This window comes from Caballeronia sp. AZ10_KS36, assembly GCF_023631105.1.
GTDB lineage: Bacteria > Pseudomonadota > Gammaproteobacteria > Burkholderiales > Burkholderiaceae > Caballeronia.
Map to the genome: position 1 here is coordinate 563,084 of NZ_JALQDQ010000001.1, position 16,797 is coordinate 579,880.

A 16,797-nucleotide genomic window follows, 5' to 3' on the forward strand; every position below is an offset into this window, starting at 1 on the left:
TGCCTCGAATTGCGCCCGCCGATGGCGGGCGGACTGCGTCGTTTCGCGCTGCTGTTGCTCAGGGCGAAGGCGCTTCCAGGCCGTGCGCTTCTTCGCGGTACTTCGCGGCTTCGTGTGCGTGACCCTGGATCTTGTCCTTGTGGCGAATCACCTGGCGATCCAGCTTGTCGACCATCAGGTCGATGGCGGCGTACATATCAGCGTCACAACTCTCGATGAAAATGTCCTTGCCCTTCAGGTGCAGATTGATTTCCGCCTTGTTGCGCTTGTCCTTGTCCCTATGAGTGTCGACCGAGAGGACAACGTTGCCATCCATCACCTGATCAAAATGACGGAGCACTCTGTCCAGCTTCGTGATCACAAACTCGCGCAACGCAGGCGTCAATTCGAGGTGGTGTCCACTGATCTTCAGATTCATAGTTGCTCTCCAAGCTAAGGGCCGTTGAACCACGGCGGCTCGTCCGATACCGGTCGGCTACGCGTCCCGCCGTGCACGATGTTTGTACGCGCAAGGAACGGGCCGCTTGGCCGGCTCGTCCGCGCTTTCGCGATTGCGGCCGGTAAAAGTCCACCGCGGTATGCGGTGAACCACAGAGACGGGTCAAAGAGACTTGCGCAGATTGACTGCGGGGATTTTCAGCGCCTCGCGGTATTTGGCGACGGTGCGCCGCGCCACCACGAAGCCTTGTTCCGCCAGCAGTTCGGCGATGCGGCTGTCTGAAAGAGGAGTTTTCGGGTCTTCCGCTCCTATCAGTTGCTTGATGAGGGCCCGGATCGCCGTGGAGGATGCGGCGCCGCCCGTGTCGGTGGAAACGTGCGATCCAAAGAAGTACTTGAATTCAAGCGTCCCGAATGGGGTGAGCATGTACTTCCCGGTAGTCACACGAGAAACCGTCGATTCGTGTAAACCCAGCGTATCAGCAATCTCCCGTAAAACCAAGGGCCGCATGGCGATTTCACCATGCGCAAAAAAGTTCTTCTGACGCTCGACGATTGCCTGCGCGACGCGAAGAATCGTCTCGAAACGCTGCTGGATATTCTTGATCAGCCAGCGTGCTTCCTGAAGCTGTTGACGCAGTGAACCACTGCCCGGATCGCCACGGTTGTTGCGCAAAATGTTCGCGTACAGATGGTTGATCCGCAGCCGCGGCACGATCTCCGGGTTCAGCTCCGCGGTCCATCCGCTCGCGGATTTGCGCACCAGAATGTCCGGCACCACGTAGTCCGCTTCGCTCTTGCCGTATGCGGCGCCGGGAAACGGCTCCAGCGACCGGATCAGCACATGCGCGTCTCGAAGCGCGTCGTCGCTTGCCTTCAGTTGCTTGCGCAAGCGCGTGAAGTCGCGCGCGGCGAGCAGTTCCAGATGGTTCGTGACGATGTCGAGCGCGAGCGTGCGCGTAGGCGACGGATCGAGCCGCAACAATTGCAGCTTCAGACACTCCGACGCCGACCGGCCGCCGACACCCGGCGGGTCGAAACTCTGGAGCAAGGCTAATGCCGCGCTGAGTTCGTCGACATCGACTTCAAGTTCGTCCGGCAGATCTGCCTGAATTTCTTCCAGCGACGACGTGAGATACCCGTCCTCATCCAGCGATTCGATCAGAAACGTGATCAGCGCGCGGTCGCGCTGGTTGGCCTGCGTCATGCGCAGTTGCGCGGTGAGATGGTCGCGCAGCGTCGTAGTCGATTCGTGGATTTGCAGCGGCGGAAGGTCGTCGTCGTCCGAGGCGTTGCTCGAACGGCCGTAGTCTTCGAGATTCCAGTTGCTCGAATCCGTGCCGCCGTCGGACGAGAGGCCGTTGTACTCGTCGACGCCCTGCGGCTCGCTGCTTTCCGATCGCTCGGAACTCGACGAACTAGAAGTGGAGCCGTTGCTCATCATCGGCTCGGGGGCGGCGCTGCTCGCGCCGGCCGTGGCAATCAGCGAGCCGTCGGCCGCCACTCGAAGCGGGCTCGCGATCCAGTCGTCGTCGTTTTCCAGCAGCGGGTTTTGCGCGACGGCCATCGCCACTTCCTGCTGCAGTTCGAGCGTCGACAACTGCAGCAGCCGGATGGACTGCTGCAGTTGCGGGGTGAGCGCAAGATGCTGCGATAGGCGAAGTTGGAGGCTGGCTTTCATGGCAAAGTTTTATTTCATTGTAGAGAGTTTGCCACGCGCGCGAAACCTCGCGGCCCAACCAAAAAAGCGCGTGCCGCCTCGAGGGCGGCACGTAAGTTTTGCTGTCTTCGCGCGGGAAATGCGGTAATCCGCCGCATCGCCGAGCGCTGGATCGCGCTGACGCTACATGCGGAAATGCTCGCCGAGATAGACGCGCCGCACGTTCTCATTCTCGATGATCTCACTCGGCGCGCCGGCCGCGAGCACGCTGCCGTCGCTGATGATGTAGGCGTGGTCGCAGATGCCGAGCGTCTCGCGCACGTTGTGGTCCGTGATCAGCACGCCGATGTTGCGCTGCTTCAGAAACTTTACGATCTTCTGAATTTCGAGCACGGCGATCGGATCGACGCCCGCGAAGGGTTCATCGAGCAGAATGAAGCTGGGATTCGTCGCGAGCGCCCGGGCGATTTCCACGCGCCGCCGCTCGCCGCCCGACAGCGAAAGCGCCGGATTTTCACGCAGATGCGCGATTTGCAGTTCGTCGAGCAGGGCCTCCGCGCGCTGCGTGATGGCATCCTTCGACAGTCGCTTGCCCGATGCGTCCGTTTGCAGTTCCAGCACGGCGCGAATGTTCTGCTCGACGGTGAGCTTGCGGAACACGGAGGCTTCCTGCGGCAGATACGACAGCCCGAGATGCGCGCGCTGATGGATCGGCAGCAGGCTGATGGATTTGCCGTCGAGATCGATTTCGCCCGCGTCGAGCGGCACAAGGCCGACGATCATATAGAACGACGTGGTCTTGCCCGCGCCGTTCGGGCCGAGCAGACCGACGACTTCGCCGCTCTTCACGTCGAGCGAGACGTCTTTCACGACGGTGCGCGAACCGTACCGCTTCTTCAGGTTGCGGACGACGAGCGAACTCGACTTGCCGTCCGGCTTGCTTGGGGACAGGGCGGGCGAATTCACTGCTGCGGCGTTCCTTGAATGGTGTTCGACGGCGCGAGGGTCGCGGGCGAGCCGTTGAGCGGCGCGGCGCCGCCGGAGCGGGGCGCGAGCATCGCGCGAACGCGGCCGCTCGGGTTGCCGGGGCCGGCCACATCCTTGCCGGCGCTCGCCGTGTAGAAGTCTTTCTGCCCGTCGTAGGTGATGACGCTGCCGCGCACTTCGTCCTGAACCGTCGTCAGACCTTGCAGGCGGCGCACCACGGCGCGCGTCGTGAGCTTGGTGAAGTCGTTCTTCCCGTCATAGTCGATGCGCACGGCATTGCCTTCGATGTATTCGTCGACGCCGTCGCGCTTCTGGCGGAAGTACGAGAGATTGCTGCCGGTGGACGTGCCGGTCGCGTACTGATAGCCCTGCGGATCTTGCGTGACTTCCACGCGATCCGCCTTGATGACGATGGTGCCCTTGGTCGCGACGACGTGACCGGTGAAGACGTTCTTCTGATTCAGATCGTCGTAGGACATGTTGTCCGCTTCGATGTTGAGCGGCTTGTCGCGGTCGGCTTTTTCGGCGTGCGCGGCGGGCGAGAAGCCCGCGAGCGGCAGCGCGACGAGCGCGGCGGCTGCTGCGGCCAGCGCGGCCCGCATCACACGCCTCACGCGCGCGGTGGTGCGATGCGCGAACGTTGCGCCCGCGGGGCCGCCATCGGGACAAGGGAAGCTGTGGTTCATGCAGTCAAGATCAGGATGGAATCCCGGGTTCACTTGGAGGAGCCGCCATTGATATCCGTGGCCGCGATCGCGCCGCGCACGTTACCGAAGAGCTTCATTTCCCGGGTGACGTTGTTGTAGTTCATGCCGTTGGCGGTCATCACCGACGGACCGCGCTGAAGTTTAACCGGCTTTTCCGTTTCGATGACATCGTCGTTCACCAGCACGCGAAAATGCTGCGAATCCGCCTGCATCTGCGGATCGCCGTAACCTGCTGCGCGCAGGATGCGGGCGTTGTCGTAGAGATCGACGATCGACACGTCGCCGTTCACCGTGCCGCGCTGCGCCGTGGCCGTCACGATCGGCTTTTGCGGCTGGAACATGCGCACGGCGGGCAGCGTCAGGTCGCTGTTCTCGTCGTCCTCGTAATGGACCATGGATTTCGCCGTCAGCCGGTATTGCGTCGTGCCGGTGGAATCCAGTTCGGAGACGGAGAAGTTATCCGCGAAGTAGTCGGGCGTGTGGCGCTTGGGCTGCTCGGGCGCCTGCGGCGCGGAAGGCAGCGTGGCCTGCAACAGCCAGTACGTGATGCCCGCGAGCGCCGCCATCGCGAGAAGCGGCAACAGCGAGGCGAGGCGTCGGGTGGGCGGCATGGCGTCAGTCTCCGAGCGCCGCCGCGAGCAGCGCGTCATAGCGATTTTGCGCGCGCAGGATTGCATCGCATACTTCGCGCACGGCGCCGTGGCCGCCGCGCGCTTCGGTTACCCAATGCACGCGCTCCTTCACTTCCGCATGCGCGTTGGCCGGCGCGGCGGCGAATCCGCAGCGGCGCATGACGGCGAGATCGGGCCAGTCGTCGCCCATGTAGCCGCAGTCGGCGGCGGAGAGGCCGGTCGCGTCGAGCAATTGCGCGAGCGCCACCGTCTTGTCGGCGACGCCTTGATAAAGATGCGTGATGCCCAGTTCTTTCGCGCGCGCCGCGACGATTCCCGACTGCCGCCCGGTGATGATCGCCGTTTGCACGCCGATACGTTCCAGCAGCTTCACGCCGTGGCCGTCGAGCGAATTGAACGACTTCATGGTGTCGCCTTCGGCGCTGAAGTACAGGCTGCCGTCGGTGAAAACGCCGTCGACATCGAACACCATGAGCTTGATGCGGCTCGCGCGCTCGGCGGGGAAAGGCTTCTGCGCCATCAGATTACCTTCTTGGAGAAGAGGTCGTGCATGTTCAGTGCGCCGATCAGCGTCGCGTCGGCGTCGACGACCAGCATCTGATTGATGCGATGGCGCTCCATCAGTTCCACGGCTTCCACCGCGAGATGGTCCGGACCGATGGTGCGCGGATTGCGCGTCATCACGTCCGCGAGCTTGAGCGAGCGGAAATCGCCGTCGCGCTGGAGAATGCGGCGCAGGTCGCCGTCCGTGAAGATGCCTTCGACGTGACGATTGCCGTTGATGACGGCCGTCATGCCCATGCGCTTCGCGGTGATCTGAAAGAGGGCGTCTGAAACGGTCGCGTCGAGCGGCACGACGGGAACCTCGTCGCCCACGCGCATGACGTCGCGCACGTAGGTCAGCAAACGCCGGCCGAGCGCGCCGCCGGGATGCGAACGCGCGAAGTCGTCGGGGCCGAAGCCGCGTGCGTCGAGGACCGCGACGGCGAGCGCGTCGCCGAGCGCCAACGCGGCGGTCGTGCTGGCGGTCGGCGCGAGGTTCATCGGGCAGGCTTCTTTTTCGACGCGTGCGTTCAGGTGCATGTCCGCGAGTTGCGCGAGGCTCGACTCCGGACGGCCGGTAATGGCGATGAGTTTCGCGCCGAGGCGCTTGATGAGCGGGAGAATGGCGACGAGTTCTTCGGTCTCGCCGGAGTTCGATAGCGCGATGAAGATGTCGTCGGCGGTGACCATGCCGAGATCGCCGTGGCTCGCTTCGGCCGGATGCACGAAAAACGCCGGCGTGCCGGTGGACGCAAGGGTGGCGGCGAACTTGCGCGCGACGTGTCCCGACTTGCCGATACCCGACACGACCACGCGGCCGCGACAGCCGAGCAGGGCTTCGACTGCGTTGGTGAAGTTGTCGTCGAGAAGGTCCGAGAGACCGCGAACTGCGTCCGCTTCGATCTGGATTACGCTGCGAGCCAGCGCCAGTGCCCGGTCGCCATTGATTTTCGCTATCATTCGCGGAGTATAGCAAAGGCGTTTCTTCGCCGCGCCTTACGGTGCGCGGCGCGCCGCCGCTTATCCGCCCCCGCGAGCCCTGGCAAAAGGGGCTTCCCACGACACCGAAACGCCGCGCCGGACACGTATCGGCACGCTGACGACGAGGACGCTGGACGGATGACTTCTCCGCTCGAAATGACGCTGTTGTTGCTGCTGTGTTCGGTGGCGGGCGTCGTCGTATTTCGTTTCTTCAATCTGCCGCCGATGCTCGGTTATCTGGCCGTCGGCATTATCGTCGGTCCGCACGCGGCCGGTATCGCACCGGATACCGAGCGCGCGCAGCACCTCGCCGAATTCGGCGTCGTGTTTCTGATGTTCTCCATCGGCCTCGAATTCTCGCTTGCGAAGCTGCGCTCGATGCGGCGCATCGTGTTCGGGCTCGGCGCGAGCCAGGTCGGCGCGACGATCGTGTTCGCGCTCGTCGTCGGGTGGATCGCGCAGTTCTGGACCACCATGTCGTGGCAGGCGAGCTTCGCGCTCGGCGGCGCGCTTTCCATGTCCTCCACCGCGATCGTGAGCAAGCTGCTCGCGGAGCGGCTCGAACTGGAATCGGAGCACGGCCGCAATATCTTCGGCGTGCTGTTGTTTCAGGATCTCGCGGTCGTGCCGCTCCTCATCATCATCGCGGCCTTCGCCAACGGCAACTCGTCGCAACTCGTGATGTGGCTCGGCATCGCGGCGGTAAAGATCGTGGTCGCGCTGACGGTTTTGCTGTTCCTCGGCCAGAAGTTCATGACGCGCTGGTTCGATCTCGTCGCGCGGCGGCGCTCGCAAGAGCTGTTCATGCTGAACCTGCTGCTGGTGACGCTCGGCGCGGCGTTCATCACGGACAAGTTCGGGCTGTCGCTCGCGCTCGGCGCGTTCATCGCGGGCATGTTGATCGCGGAAACGCCGTACCGGCATCAGGTGGAAGAAGACATCAAGCCGTTTCGCGACGTGCTGCTCGGCGTGTTCTTCGTGACAACGGGCATGCTGCTGAATCCGCGCGTGATCTGGGAGCACCCGCTTCTCGTGCTCGCGTTCTTCGTCGTGCCCATTTTGCTGAAAGCCGTGATGATCACCGGCCTCGCGCGCCTGTTCGGCTCGCCGCCCGGCGTCGCCATGCGCACCGGGCTCGGGCTCGCGCAGGCGGGCGAATTCGGCTTCGTGCTCCTGAACCTCATTCGGGACTCGCATCTGGTCGACGCCACCATTCTTCAGGCGCTCCTTTCCGCGATGCTGCTCTCCATGCTCGCCGCGCCGTTCGTCATCCAGAACGCGGACCGGATCGTGCTGCGGCTGTCGTCGACGGAATGGATGCTGCAATCGCTGCAAATGACGAAGATCGCGACGCAAAGTCTCAAGCAGAGCGGCCACGTCATTATTTGCGGCTACGGTCGCGCCGGGCAGAACCTCGCGCGCATGCTGGAACAGGAAGGCATTTCGTACGTGGCGCTCGATCTCGACCCGGATCGCGTGGCGGCGGCCGCGGCGGCCGGCGAATCGGTCGTGTTCGGCGATGCCGGGCGGCGTGAATCGCTGGTCGCAGCGGGGCTGAACCGCGCGGCGACGGTCGCGATCACGTACGCGAACACGCCGTCCGCCATGCGCGTGCTGCACAACATCCACGAACTCGCGCCGACGCTGCCGGTGATCGTGCGCACGGTCGACGACGCGGATCTCGAAAAGCTGACCGCCGCGGGCGCGACCGAAGTGATTCCGGAGATCGTCGAAGGCAGTCTGATGCTCGCCTCGCATACGCTCGTGCTGATGGGCGTGCCGATGCGCCGCGTCGTGCGTCGCGTGGAAGAAATGCGCGATGCGCGCTACAGCCTGTTGCGCGGCTATTTCCACGGCGCCGACGATCTCGACGACGACGATGGCCACGAGCAGGTGCGGCTACAATCCGTACCGATCGACGAACATTCGGAGGCGGTCGGGCATTCGCTCGACGATCTCGGTCTCGTCGGCAACGGTGTCGAAGTGACCGCCATTCGCCGTCACGGCATCCGGGGCGTCCAGCCGGACCCCGAAACCAGGCTCCGCGCGAACGACATCGTCGTGTTGCGCGGCCTGCCCGAAGTGCTCGCGCAGGCCGAGGAACGGCTTTCGCGCAATCGCCGGGCAGCCTAAGTTCTCTTTATCAGGCAAGCGGCCTCACAGCGCCGATTTCGGAGAAGTCATGTCCACCATTTCATCGAGCGCTTCGTCTGCATCGTCAGATGCGGCGCGGTTCATCAAGGAGCGCGTGCGCACGGTCGAAGACTGGCCGCAGGCCGGCGTCCAGTTTCGCGATATCACGCCCGTTCTGCAGGACCGCCGCGCGCTGCGCACGCTCATCGACCTGTTCGTGCAGCGTTATATCGACGCGAACCTGAGCGTCATCGCGGGCATGGATGCGCGCGGGTTCATCATCGGGCCGATTCTCGCGTACGAGCTGAGTCTCGGTTTCGTGCCCATTCGCAAGAAGGGCAAGCTGCCGTACAAGACGCTCTCGCAGTCGTACGAGCTGGAATACGGCAGCGCGACGGTCGAGATTCACGAAGACGCGTGCCAGCCCGGCGACCGCGTCGTGATCGTCGACGATCTCGTGGCGACCGGCGGCACGATGATGGCCGGCAAGATTCTGCTGGAGCGGCTCGGCGCGAAGGTCGTCGAAGCGGCGGCGATCATCGACTTGCCCGATCTCGGCGGCTCCAAGCTGCTGCGCGACGGCGGCTTGCCGCTTTACACGGTCTGCGAGTTCGGAGGCCATTGATGCCGAACATACTTTTGTTTCTCGCGACGTCGGTCGCAATCACCATCGCGCCGGGGCCCGACAATCTGCAAGTGCTCGCCCGCGGCATCTCGCAAGGCCGGCTCGCGGGCGTCGTCGCGGCGCTGGGTTTCGCGTGCGGCGTGATATTTCATACGACGCTCGCCGCTTTGGGCGTCGCCGCGCTCTTGCGCTCGTCGCCGCTCGCGTTCCAGGCGGTGAAGCTCGCGGGCGCGGCGTATCTCGTGTGGATCGGCATCAAGGCGCTGCGCAGCCACGGCCTCGCGACGGCGCACGCGCGCCCGAGTCAGCCGCTGTCGACCGTGTTTCGGCAGAGCGTGCTCGGCAACATGCTCAATCCGAAGGTCACGCTGTTCTTTATCGTGTTCCTGCCGCAGTTCGTCGATCCGCATGGCGCGCAAAGCGTGATGCTGCAGATGTTCGAGCTGGGCGGCGTGTTCATGTTGCAGACGGTCGCCGCGTTTTCGCTCTTCGGCATCGGCGCGGGGATGATCGGCGCGTGGCTCAAGCGCCGTCCGCGCGTGGGCGTCTGGCTCGACCGGCTCGCGGGCATGACGTTTATCGTGCTAGGCATTCGCGTGGCGCTGCGCGACTGATTTCGCTTTTCGCACGGCGCGCACGCGTCGGTCTTTCTTTGCCACGGTCTCGCCGGAGCCTTCGTGACTTTGCCTTGCCTTGTCGCCGCCCGCCGTTTCGACGCCGCCGCGCACGTGCCGTTCTTCATCGGCGATGAACGCGTCGGCTGGATTCGCAAGACGGATGTGCCGTTGCTTGTGCGCTGGCCGGAAACGTTCGTAGTCGGCGACGCCGCCGTGCGCCTGAATCCGTCGCTTGGCGGTATCGACGCGCGCAGCGCGGCCCTCGCCACCGTCATCGCCGCGCTGCACGCCGAGGGCAATATCCCCGGCTGGCGCGACGAAACCTACGCGATCCGCAATCATTTCGACGCCGCGCCGCTCGCGTTCATCGAGCGCGCGGCCTCGCGCTTCTTCGGCACGATCACTTACGCGGTGCATGTGAACGGCATCGTAAAATATCGGGATAGCGCGCCGCGGCTCTGGATCGCGCGGCGCAGCCACACCAAGTCGACCGATCCCGGCATGCTGGACAACGTGGTGGCGGGCGGCGTCGGCTGGGGTTACGGGCTCATGCCGACGCTCGCCAAAGAATGCTGGGAAGAAGCGGGCATGCCGGAGGAACTGGCCATGACCGCGACGCCCGGCGGCACGTTCCACGTCCTGCAATCGGCGCCCGAAGGCACGCAGGCGGAACAGATCTTCGTGTACGACATCGCGTTGCCGCCGGACTTCACGCCGCGCAATCAGGATGGCGAAGTCGCCGAGCATCGCGAGGCGAGCATCGCCGAAGTCGCGCGCTGGATCGAAGAAGGCGAGATGACCGTCGATGCGAGCCTCGCGACGCTCGACTGCCTGCTGCGCCATCGCTGGATCGACGAAGACGCCTGCCAGGGCATCGAGGCGCTTTACGCGCCGCCGCCCGTTTGAACATCGAGCATCAACGCATTGAGGAAGGAGTAACCGGTTCATGTCGACCGAACATAGTTTTATCCTGAAGTTGTCGTGCCCGGACCGGCCGGGAATCGTGCATGCCGTCTCCGGTTTTCTGTTCGATCTCGGCGCGAACATTCTGGATTCGGCGCAATTCGGCGACAGCCGCACCGGTGAATTCTTCATGCGGGTGCATTTTCAGGAAGTGGGCGGCGATCCCGGCCTCGACGCGCTGCGCAAGTCGTTCGCCACGCTCGCCGATGAGTTCGGCATGCGCTGGGAATTGCACGATGCGCTGGCGAAGCCGCGCGTCGTCATCATGGTGTCGAAGATCGGCCATTGCCTGAACGATCTGCTGTTCCGCTATCGCACGGGGCAGTTGCAGATCGAGATTCCGGCGATCGTTTCGAACCACAAGGATTTTTATCAGCTCGCCGCGAGCTACGACATACCGTTTCATCACTTGCCGCTCAACGGCGGCACAGCGCAGGCGAAGGCCGCGCAGGAAGCGCGCGTGATGGAGATCATCGAGCAGCACGATACCGATCTCGTCGTGCTCGCGCGCTACATGCAGATCCTGTCGCCGGACATGTGCGACAAGCTCGCCGGCCGCGCGATCAACATTCACCATTCGTTTCTGCCGAGCTTCAAGGGCGCGAAGCCGTACTATCAGGCGTTCGACCGCGGCGTGAAGCTGATCGGCGCGACCGCGCACTATGTGACGACGGATCTGGACGAAGGCCCGATCATCGAGCAGGAAGTGGAGCGCGTGGACCATAGCATGACGCCGGATCAATTGACGGCGATCGGCCGCGACGTCGAGTGCGTGACGCTCGCGCGTGCGGTGAAATGGCACGTGGAGCATCGGATCGTGCTCAACGGAAGCAAGACGGTCGTGTTCCGCTAGACGCTGCTAGGCGCCATAAGTAAGAAAGCCCGCTGATCTTCGGATCGAGCGGGCTTCTTTGCTTCTGGGCGGCGGCGGTCAGACGAGCCGCAGATAGATCAGCTCGCGCTTGATGTACGCATAGAAAATGGGCGCGGCGATGACGCCCGGCAGACCGAACGCGGCTTCCATCGCGAGCATCGCAAGCAGCAGTTCCCACGCGCGCGCCTCGATCTGCCCGCCGATGATCCGCGCGTTCAGGAAGTATTCGAGCTTGTGAATGACGACGAGAAACGCGAGCGACGCGACCGCCGTGCCGAACGACACCGAAAACGAGATCGCGACGATGATCGTATTCGAGATCAGATTGCCGACGACGGGCAAGAGGCCGAGGATGAACGTGATCAACACGAGCGTCTTGGAGAGCGGCAGGCGTTCGTGGAAGAGCGGCAGCGCGACGAGAAGATAGAGCGCGGTGAACGCGGCGTTGATCGCCGAAATCTTGATCTGCGCGAACACGATGCGGCGGAAGGCGTCGGCAAAACGCGAGACGCGCGTGACGAGCGCCGTCGATAGCGGCAGCCGATGCGTCTGCTTCGGCGCGCCCACCGCGATGATCGCGCCGATGATCATGCCGATCAGAATATGCCCGAAGCCGCGCGCCATGTCCCGGCCGCCTTCCTGCAACTGCTCGGCGTGCTTGTGCATGAGTTCGGCGGCGCGCTCCTTCATCTGGCCGGCGTCGACCGGCAGATAATTCGCGATCCAGTCCGGCACGCGCAGCCGCGCATGCGACGTGACGCTCACCAATTGGTCCAGCAGCCGCTGCAGGCTCGGGACGTCGTGCTCGAAATGTTCGATGGTCGCAATGGTGAGGCCGGTCAGCCCGCCGATGATGATGGCCGAGATCAGCACGACCGCGATCAGCCGCGCGCCCTTGCTCATCACGTGCCGCTCGATGACGGGCGCGATCATGTGCACCAGCTGGAACACGAGCATGCCGGCGAGCAGCGCGCCCAAGAGCTTGAGATGCAGCACGAGGAACATGGCGAGGAACGCCGCGATGTAACTGCCGATCTCCACGGCGGGGAGCTTGGGCAGGCTCATGTCGCTCGTCAGCCTGACGGGGCGCGCCGGCATGTCCCGTACGCGTCGCTCCTCGTTGGCCGCTTCGTTGCGCTTCCCCATGACTGCGTTCCCTTTTCGCTGCTGCCTACCACGGTTGTTCTTGCCGCCGGGCTGCGGCGGTTGTCAGGCGGCCGACTTCGGACGCTGAAGCAGCGGCGCGAGGTAGCGGCCCGTGAAGCTCGCCTTCGACTTCGCGACCTGCTCCGGCGTCCCCTGCGCGATGATCTGCCCGCCGCCCGCGCCGCCTTCCGGACCGAGGTCGATTACCCAGTCGGCGGTTTTGATCACGTCCAGATTATGCTCGATGATGACGACCGTGTTGCCCTGATCTCGCAGCCGGTGAATCACTTCGAGCAAGAGCGCGATGTCGTGAAAGTGCAGGCCGGTCGTCGGTTCGTCGAGGATATATAGCGTCCGACCGGTATCGCGCTTGCTCAGTTCCAGCGAAAGCTTGACGCGCTGCGCTTCGCCGCCCGAAAGCGTCGTCGCCGACTGGCCGAGGCGGATGTAGCCGAGGCCCACGTCGAGCAGCGTCCTCAACTTGCGCGCGACGACCGGCACCGCCTTGAAGAACTCGTGCGCGGCTTCCACCGTGAGGTCGAGCACTTCGCTGATGTTCTTGCCTTTGTACTGGATGTCGAGCGTCTCGCGGTTGTAACGCTTGCCGTGACACACGTCGCAAGGCACATAAACGTCCGGCAGAAAGTGCATTTCCACCTTCAGCACGCCGTCGCCCTGACAGGCTTCGCAGCGTCCGCCCTTGACGTTGAACGAGAAGCGGCCCGCTTCGTAGCCGCGCTCCTTCGCCGCCGGCACGCCCGCGAACAGTTCGCGAATGGGCGTGAACAGGCCGGTGTAAGTGGCCGGATTCGAGCGGGGCGTGCGGCCGATCGGCGATTGATCGACGGCGATCACCTTGTCGAAGTGCTCCAGACCTTCGATGGATTCGTACGGCGCCGGCTCCGTCGACGAACCATACAAATGCTGGGCGACCGCGTGCTGAAGCGTGTCGTTGATGAGCGTCGACTTGCCGGAGCCGGAGACGCCCGTCACGCATGTCAGCAGGCCGACCGGAAGATCGAGCGTGACATGCTTCAGATTATTGCCGTGCGCCTCGACGATGCGCAGCCGCCGCTCGTCCGGCGCATTGCGCTTTTCCGGATAGCTGATCGTGCGCTTGCCGGACAGATATTGCCCCGTGATGGAGTTCGGGTCTTTCTGCACCTGAAGCGGCGTGCCTTCCGCGACGATCACGCCGCCGTGCTCGCCCGCGCCCGGTCCCATGTCGACCACGTAATCGGCCATGCGGATCATGTCTTCGTCGTGCTCGACGACGATCACCGAGTTGCCGATATCGCGCAAATGCTTGAGCGTGTCGATCAGACGGTCGTTGTCGCGCTGATGCAGGCCGATGGACGGCTCGTCCAGCACGTACATCACGCCCGTCAGCCCCGAGCCGATTTGCGACGCGAGCCGGATGCGCTGCGCCTCGCCGCCGGAGAGCGTCTCCGCGCTGCGCTCGAGCGACAGGTAATCCAGCCCGACGTTATTCAGGAACGACAGCCGCGCGACGATTTCCTTGATGACCTTGTCGGCGATTTCGCCCTTCGCGCCGTCCAAACGCAGCGTCTGAAAATAGCCGAGCGTGTCGCGCAGCGGCCAGCCGCTCACTTCGTAGATGCCGCGAGCCTGATCGCCCGAGCCCACTTTGACAAAGCGCGCCTCGCGCCGCAGGCGCGTGCCATCGCATGTCGGACAGGGCTGATTGTTCTGGTATTTCGCTAGTTCTTCGCGCACGGCGGTCGAATCCGTTTCGCGGTAGCGCCGCTCCAGATTCGGGATGATGCCTTCGAACGCATGCTCGCGCACTGAAGCGCGGCCACGCTCGTTGATGTACGAAAACGGGATGGCCTGCTTGCCCGAGCCGTAGAGCAGCGTCTTGCGCACCTTCTCCGGCAGTTCCTCGAACGGCGCGTCGATGTCGAATTCGTAGAACGCGGCGAGGCTTTGCAGCATCTGGAAATAGAACTGGTTGCGCCGATCCCAGCCCTTCACCGCGCCCGCCGCCAGCGACAGCGACGGATGCGCGACCACGCGCTTCGGATCGAAAAACGTGATCTGGCCGAGTCCATCGCATTGGGGGCACGCGCCCATCGGGTTATTGAACGAGAAAAGGCGCGGCTCCAGTTCCTGCAGCGAATACGAACAAATCGGACACGCGAACTTCGAGCTGAAGAGCTTCTCGTGGTCCGTGTCCATTTCGAGCGCGATCGCGCGGCCGTCGGCGAGGCGCAGCGCCGTCTCGAAGGATTCCGCGAGACGTTGCTTCATGTCGGGGCGCACTTTCAGGCGGTCGATCACCACGTCGATCGTGTGCTTGTCGTTCTTCTTGAGCTTCGGCAGCGAATCGACTTCATAGATTTTCGCGACGCCTTCGTTCGCCGTGCCGCCGCCCGAGCGAATCCGAAAGCGGATGAAGCCCTGCGCCTGCATTTCCTCGAACAGTTCGACGTGCTCGCCTTTGCGGTCGGCGACCACCGGCGCGAGAATCATCAGCTTGGTTTCTTCGGGCAGCGCGAGCGCGGCGTCCACCATTTGCGAGACGCTTTGCGCTTCGAGCGGAATCAGATGATCGGGACAATACGGCGTGCCGACGCGCGCATAGAGAAGACGCAGGTAATCGTGAATCTCGGTGACGGTGCCGACCGTCGAACGCGGATTATGCGACGTGGCTTTTTGTTCGATGGAAATGGCCGGCGACAAACCTTCGATCAGATCGACGTCCGGCTTTTCCATCAGCTGTAGAAATTGCCGCGCGTAGGCCGACAGACTCTCGACATAACGGCGCTGGCCTTCGGCGTAAAGCGTATCGAACGCGAGCGACGACTTGCCCGACCCGGACAACCCCGTAATCACGATCAGCTTGTGACGCGGCAAGTCGAGACTGACGTTCTTCAGATTGTGGGTGCGAGCCCCACGAATACGAATTTCTTCCACGAGTTTGTTCCGGCGACGAGCGGGGAATGAGGGGGGCCAAACCTGCTACTATAACGACTTTTGCAGGGCGCGGCGCCCGCGCACCCCGTGCCGCGGGCCGGCCCCAGGCCGCCTGCCGCGGGCCTTGCGGCGGTCTTGCCGGCGCAGCGGGCAGCGGCCATGCGCGCCGGGTCGTCCGCTGCATATGGTGCCGTTTCGAGCAAGAACAAGGCGGCCGCGCCTGACGTCGCAACAGGCCGGGCCAGACGCGACCCTCATTCATTTCCCGTCTCTGATGTCCAATCCGTCTGCCACGTCCGCACGTCTCTCCGCGCCGGAATTGCGCGCGACCGTGTCGCTCGCTGCCATCTTCGCGCTGCGCATGCTCGGTCTCTTCATGATCATGCCGGTGTTTTCCATCTACGCGAAAACGATTCCGGGCGGCGACAACGTCCTGCTCGTCGGCATTGCGCTGGGCGCTTACGGCGTCACGCAGTCGATGCTCTATATCTTCTACGGCTGGATCTCCGACAAGCTCGGGCGCAAGCCGGTCATCGCGTTCGGGCTGCTGGTGTTCGCAATCGGCAGCTTCGTCGCGGCCGTCGGGCATTCCATGGCGTGGATCATCGCCGGACGCGTGATTCAGGGCATGGGCGCGGTGTCGTCGGCGGTGATCGCGTTCATCGCGGATCTGACGCACGAGGAAAACCGCACGAAGGCCATGGCGATGGTGGGCGGCAGCATCGGCGTGTCGTTCGCGGTGGCGATCGTGGGCGCGCCGATTCTCTTCCACTGGATCGGCATGAGCGGGCTTTTCACGGTGATCGGCGCGCTATCTATTGTGGCGGTCGGCGTGGTGCTGTGGATCGTCCCCGACCCGCCGGCGCGCCCGGTGCACGTCAAGGCGCCCTTCAGCGAAGTGCTGCATAACGTCGAACTGCTGCGCCTGAACTTCGGCGTGCTCGTCCTGCACGCGACGCAGACGGCGCTCTTCCTCGTCGTCCCGCGCATTCTGGAAGCGGGCGGGCTGCCCGTGGCGTCGCACTGGAAGATCTACCTGCCGGTCATGGGGCTCGCTTTCGTCATGATGGTGCCGGCGATCATCGCGGCCGAGAAGCGCGGCAAGATGAAGGCCGTCATGCTCAGTGCAATCGGGCTTATCCTGTTCGGACAGTTGTTATTGGGCGTGGCTCCCCATACGCTATGGTCCGTGGCCGCGATTCTGTTCGTGTACTTTTTGGGCTTCAACGTGCTGGAGGCATCGCAGCCGTCGCTCGTGTCCAAGCTCGCGCCGGGCACGCGAAAGGGCGCGGCAGCGGGCGTGTACAACACGACGCAGTCCATCGGCCTCGCCTTGGGCGGGGTGGTCGGCGGCTGGCTCCTGAAGCTGGACGGACCGAGCGCGGTCTTCTTCTCGTGCTCGGCGCTCGTGCTGGCGTGGCTTGTCGTTGCAATGTGGATGAAGCCGCCGCCGCGCAAAGCCGGGCGCGCGGCTTGAGAGAGACGTTTAATCATTTGAATCGAATCAGACGTGCTGTACGGCTTCGCATGAGAGCGACGCCTGCGCGAACAGCG

The 16,797-nt window shown here is 63.8% G+C and carries 15 protein-coding genes; 6 read left to right on the forward strand and 9 right to left on the reverse strand.

Annotated elements, in window-relative coordinates:
• Positions 1 to 58 precede the first annotated feature (58 nt).
• The 7 genes from hpf to kdsD all read right to left on the reverse strand — a co-directional run bounded on the left by hpf (position 59) and on the right by kdsD (position 5,927).
• Positions 59 to 418 (reverse strand): ribosome hibernation-promoting factor, HPF/YfiA family, encoded by a 360-nt coding sequence (gene hpf / locus NCR35_RS02710; RefSeq protein WP_159835157.1) that lies wholly within the window; start codon positions 416 to 418, stop codon positions 59 to 61.
• Between the two features lie 183 nt (positions 419 to 601).
• Positions 602 to 2,119 carry an RNA polymerase factor sigma-54 gene (locus tag NCR35_RS02715; RefSeq protein ID WP_250532937.1) on the reverse strand — a complete coding sequence of 506 codons (1,518 nt, stop codon included), beginning with the start codon at positions 2,117 to 2,119 and terminating at the stop codon, positions 602 to 604.
• A 162-nt stretch (positions 2,120 to 2,281) separates the two neighbouring features.
• Entirely contained in the window at positions 2,282 to 3,064 is a 783-nt protein-coding gene (gene lptB, locus NCR35_RS02720) for an LPS export ABC transporter ATP-binding protein (protein ID WP_244847812.1), read from the reverse strand.
• Positions 3,061 to 3,771: a lipopolysaccharide transport periplasmic protein LptA gene (gene lptA / locus NCR35_RS02725; protein ID WP_250532938.1), complete on the reverse strand. Its 711-nt coding sequence runs from the start codon at positions 3,769 to 3,771 to the stop codon at positions 3,061 to 3,063. Before lptA ends, lptB begins: the two co-directional genes overlap by 4 nt.
• 29 nt (positions 3,772 to 3,800) lie before the next feature.
• A complete protein-coding gene (gene lptC, locus NCR35_RS02730; protein WP_175939336.1) occupies positions 3,801 to 4,403 on the reverse strand; it encodes an LPS export ABC transporter periplasmic protein LptC in 603 nt (200 codons plus the stop codon).
• 4 nt (positions 4,404 to 4,407) lie between these two features.
• The gene (locus NCR35_RS02735; RefSeq protein ID WP_250532939.1) at positions 4,408 to 4,944 is read right to left on the reverse strand and encodes a KdsC family phosphatase; all 537 of its coding nucleotides are present in this window, start codon (positions 4,942 to 4,944) and stop codon (positions 4,408 to 4,410) included.
• Positions 4,944 to 5,927: an arabinose 5-phosphate isomerase KdsD gene (gene kdsD / locus NCR35_RS02740; RefSeq protein ID WP_175939340.1), complete on the reverse strand. Its 984-nt coding sequence runs from the start codon at positions 5,925 to 5,927 to the stop codon at positions 4,944 to 4,946. Before kdsD ends, NCR35_RS02735 begins: the two co-directional genes overlap by 1 nt.
• Before the next feature lie 159 nt (positions 5,928 to 6,086).
• Here kdsD and NCR35_RS02745 point away from each other — a divergent pair, with 159 nt between their 5' ends.
• The 5 genes from NCR35_RS02745 (at position 6,087) to purU (ending at position 11,139) form a co-directional block, all read left to right on the forward strand.
• Positions 6,087 to 8,081 carry a monovalent cation:proton antiporter family protein gene (locus NCR35_RS02745; protein WP_250532940.1) on the forward strand — a complete coding sequence of 665 codons (1,995 nt, stop codon included), beginning with the start codon at positions 6,087 to 6,089 and terminating at the stop codon, positions 8,079 to 8,081.
• A 49-nt stretch (positions 8,082 to 8,130) separates the two neighbouring features.
• Positions 8,131 to 8,706: an adenine phosphoribosyltransferase gene (locus NCR35_RS02750; protein ID WP_284502812.1), complete on the forward strand. Its 576-nt coding sequence runs from the start codon at positions 8,131 to 8,133 to the stop codon at positions 8,704 to 8,706.
• Entirely contained in the window at positions 8,706 to 9,320 is a 615-nt protein-coding gene (locus NCR35_RS02755) for a LysE family translocator (protein ID WP_250532941.1), read from the forward strand. The genes NCR35_RS02750 and NCR35_RS02755 overlap by 1 nt, the downstream gene beginning before the upstream one ends.
• Before the next feature lie 63 nt (positions 9,321 to 9,383).
• Entirely contained in the window at positions 9,384 to 10,229 is an 846-nt protein-coding gene (locus NCR35_RS02760; protein WP_250532942.1) for an NUDIX hydrolase, read from the forward strand.
• Positions 10,230 to 10,269: 40 nt separating this feature from the next.
• Positions 10,270 to 11,139 carry a formyltetrahydrofolate deformylase gene (gene purU, locus NCR35_RS02765; RefSeq protein WP_175939348.1) on the forward strand — a complete coding sequence of 290 codons (870 nt, stop codon included), beginning with the start codon at positions 10,270 to 10,272 and terminating at the stop codon, positions 11,137 to 11,139.
• A gap of 78 nt (positions 11,140 to 11,217) precedes the next feature.
• Here the strand turns inward: purU and NCR35_RS02770 are convergent, their stop codons facing one another.
• The gene (locus NCR35_RS02770) at positions 11,218 to 12,306 is read right to left on the reverse strand and encodes an AI-2E family transporter (RefSeq protein ID WP_250532943.1); all 1,089 of its coding nucleotides are present in this window, start codon (positions 12,304 to 12,306) and stop codon (positions 11,218 to 11,220) included.
• A gap of 63 nt (positions 12,307 to 12,369) precedes the next feature.
• Entirely contained in the window at positions 12,370 to 15,243 is a 2,874-nt protein-coding gene (uvrA, locus tag NCR35_RS02775) for an excinuclease ABC subunit UvrA (RefSeq protein WP_250532944.1), read from the reverse strand.
• A 274-nt stretch (positions 15,244 to 15,517) separates the two neighbouring features.
• Here uvrA and NCR35_RS02780 point away from each other — a divergent pair, with 274 nt between their 5' ends.
• Entirely contained in the window at positions 15,518 to 16,720 is a 1,203-nt protein-coding gene (locus NCR35_RS02780; protein WP_250532945.1) for an MFS transporter, read from the forward strand.
• The last annotated feature ends 77 nt before the right edge of the window (positions 16,721 to 16,797 follow it).

Bases quoted from the DNA above. Each gene is read 5' to 3' on its own strand.
- hpf (WP_159835157.1), bottom strand. From the start codon at position 418: ATGAATCTGAAGATCAGTGGACACCACCTCGAATTGACGCCTGCGTTG.
- NCR35_RS02715 (WP_250532937.1), bottom strand. From the start codon at position 2,119: ATGAAAGCCAGCCTCCAACTTCGCCTATCGCAGCATCTTGCGCTCACC.
- lptA (WP_250532938.1), bottom strand. From the start codon at position 3,771: ATGAACCACAGCTTCCCTTGTCCCGATGGCGGCCCCGCGGGCGCAACG.
- lptC (WP_175939336.1), bottom strand. From the start codon at position 4,403: ATGCCGCCCACCCGACGCCTCGCCTCGCTGTTGCCGCTTCTCGCGATG.
- NCR35_RS02735 (WP_250532939.1), bottom strand. From the start codon at position 4,944: ATGGCGCAGAAGCCTTTCCCCGCCGAGCGCGCGAGCCGCATCAAGCTC.
- kdsD (WP_175939340.1), bottom strand. From the start codon at position 5,927: ATGATAGCGAAAATCAATGGCGACCGGGCACTGGCGCTGGCTCGCAGC.
- NCR35_RS02745 (WP_250532940.1), top strand. From the start codon at position 6,087: ATGACTTCTCCGCTCGAAATGACGCTGTTGTTGCTGCTGTGTTCGGTG.
- NCR35_RS02750 (WP_284502812.1), top strand. From the start codon at position 8,131: ATGTCCACCATTTCATCGAGCGCTTCGTCTGCATCGTCAGATGCGGCG.
- NCR35_RS02755 (WP_250532941.1), top strand. From the start codon at position 8,706: ATGCCGAACATACTTTTGTTTCTCGCGACGTCGGTCGCAATCACCATC.
- purU (WP_175939348.1), top strand. From the start codon at position 10,270: ATGTCGACCGAACATAGTTTTATCCTGAAGTTGTCGTGCCCGGACCGG.
- NCR35_RS02770 (WP_250532943.1), bottom strand. From the start codon at position 12,306: ATGGGGAAGCGCAACGAAGCGGCCAACGAGGAGCGACGCGTACGGGAC.
- NCR35_RS02780 (WP_250532945.1), top strand. From the start codon at position 15,518: ATGTCCAATCCGTCTGCCACGTCCGCACGTCTCTCCGCGCCGGAATTG.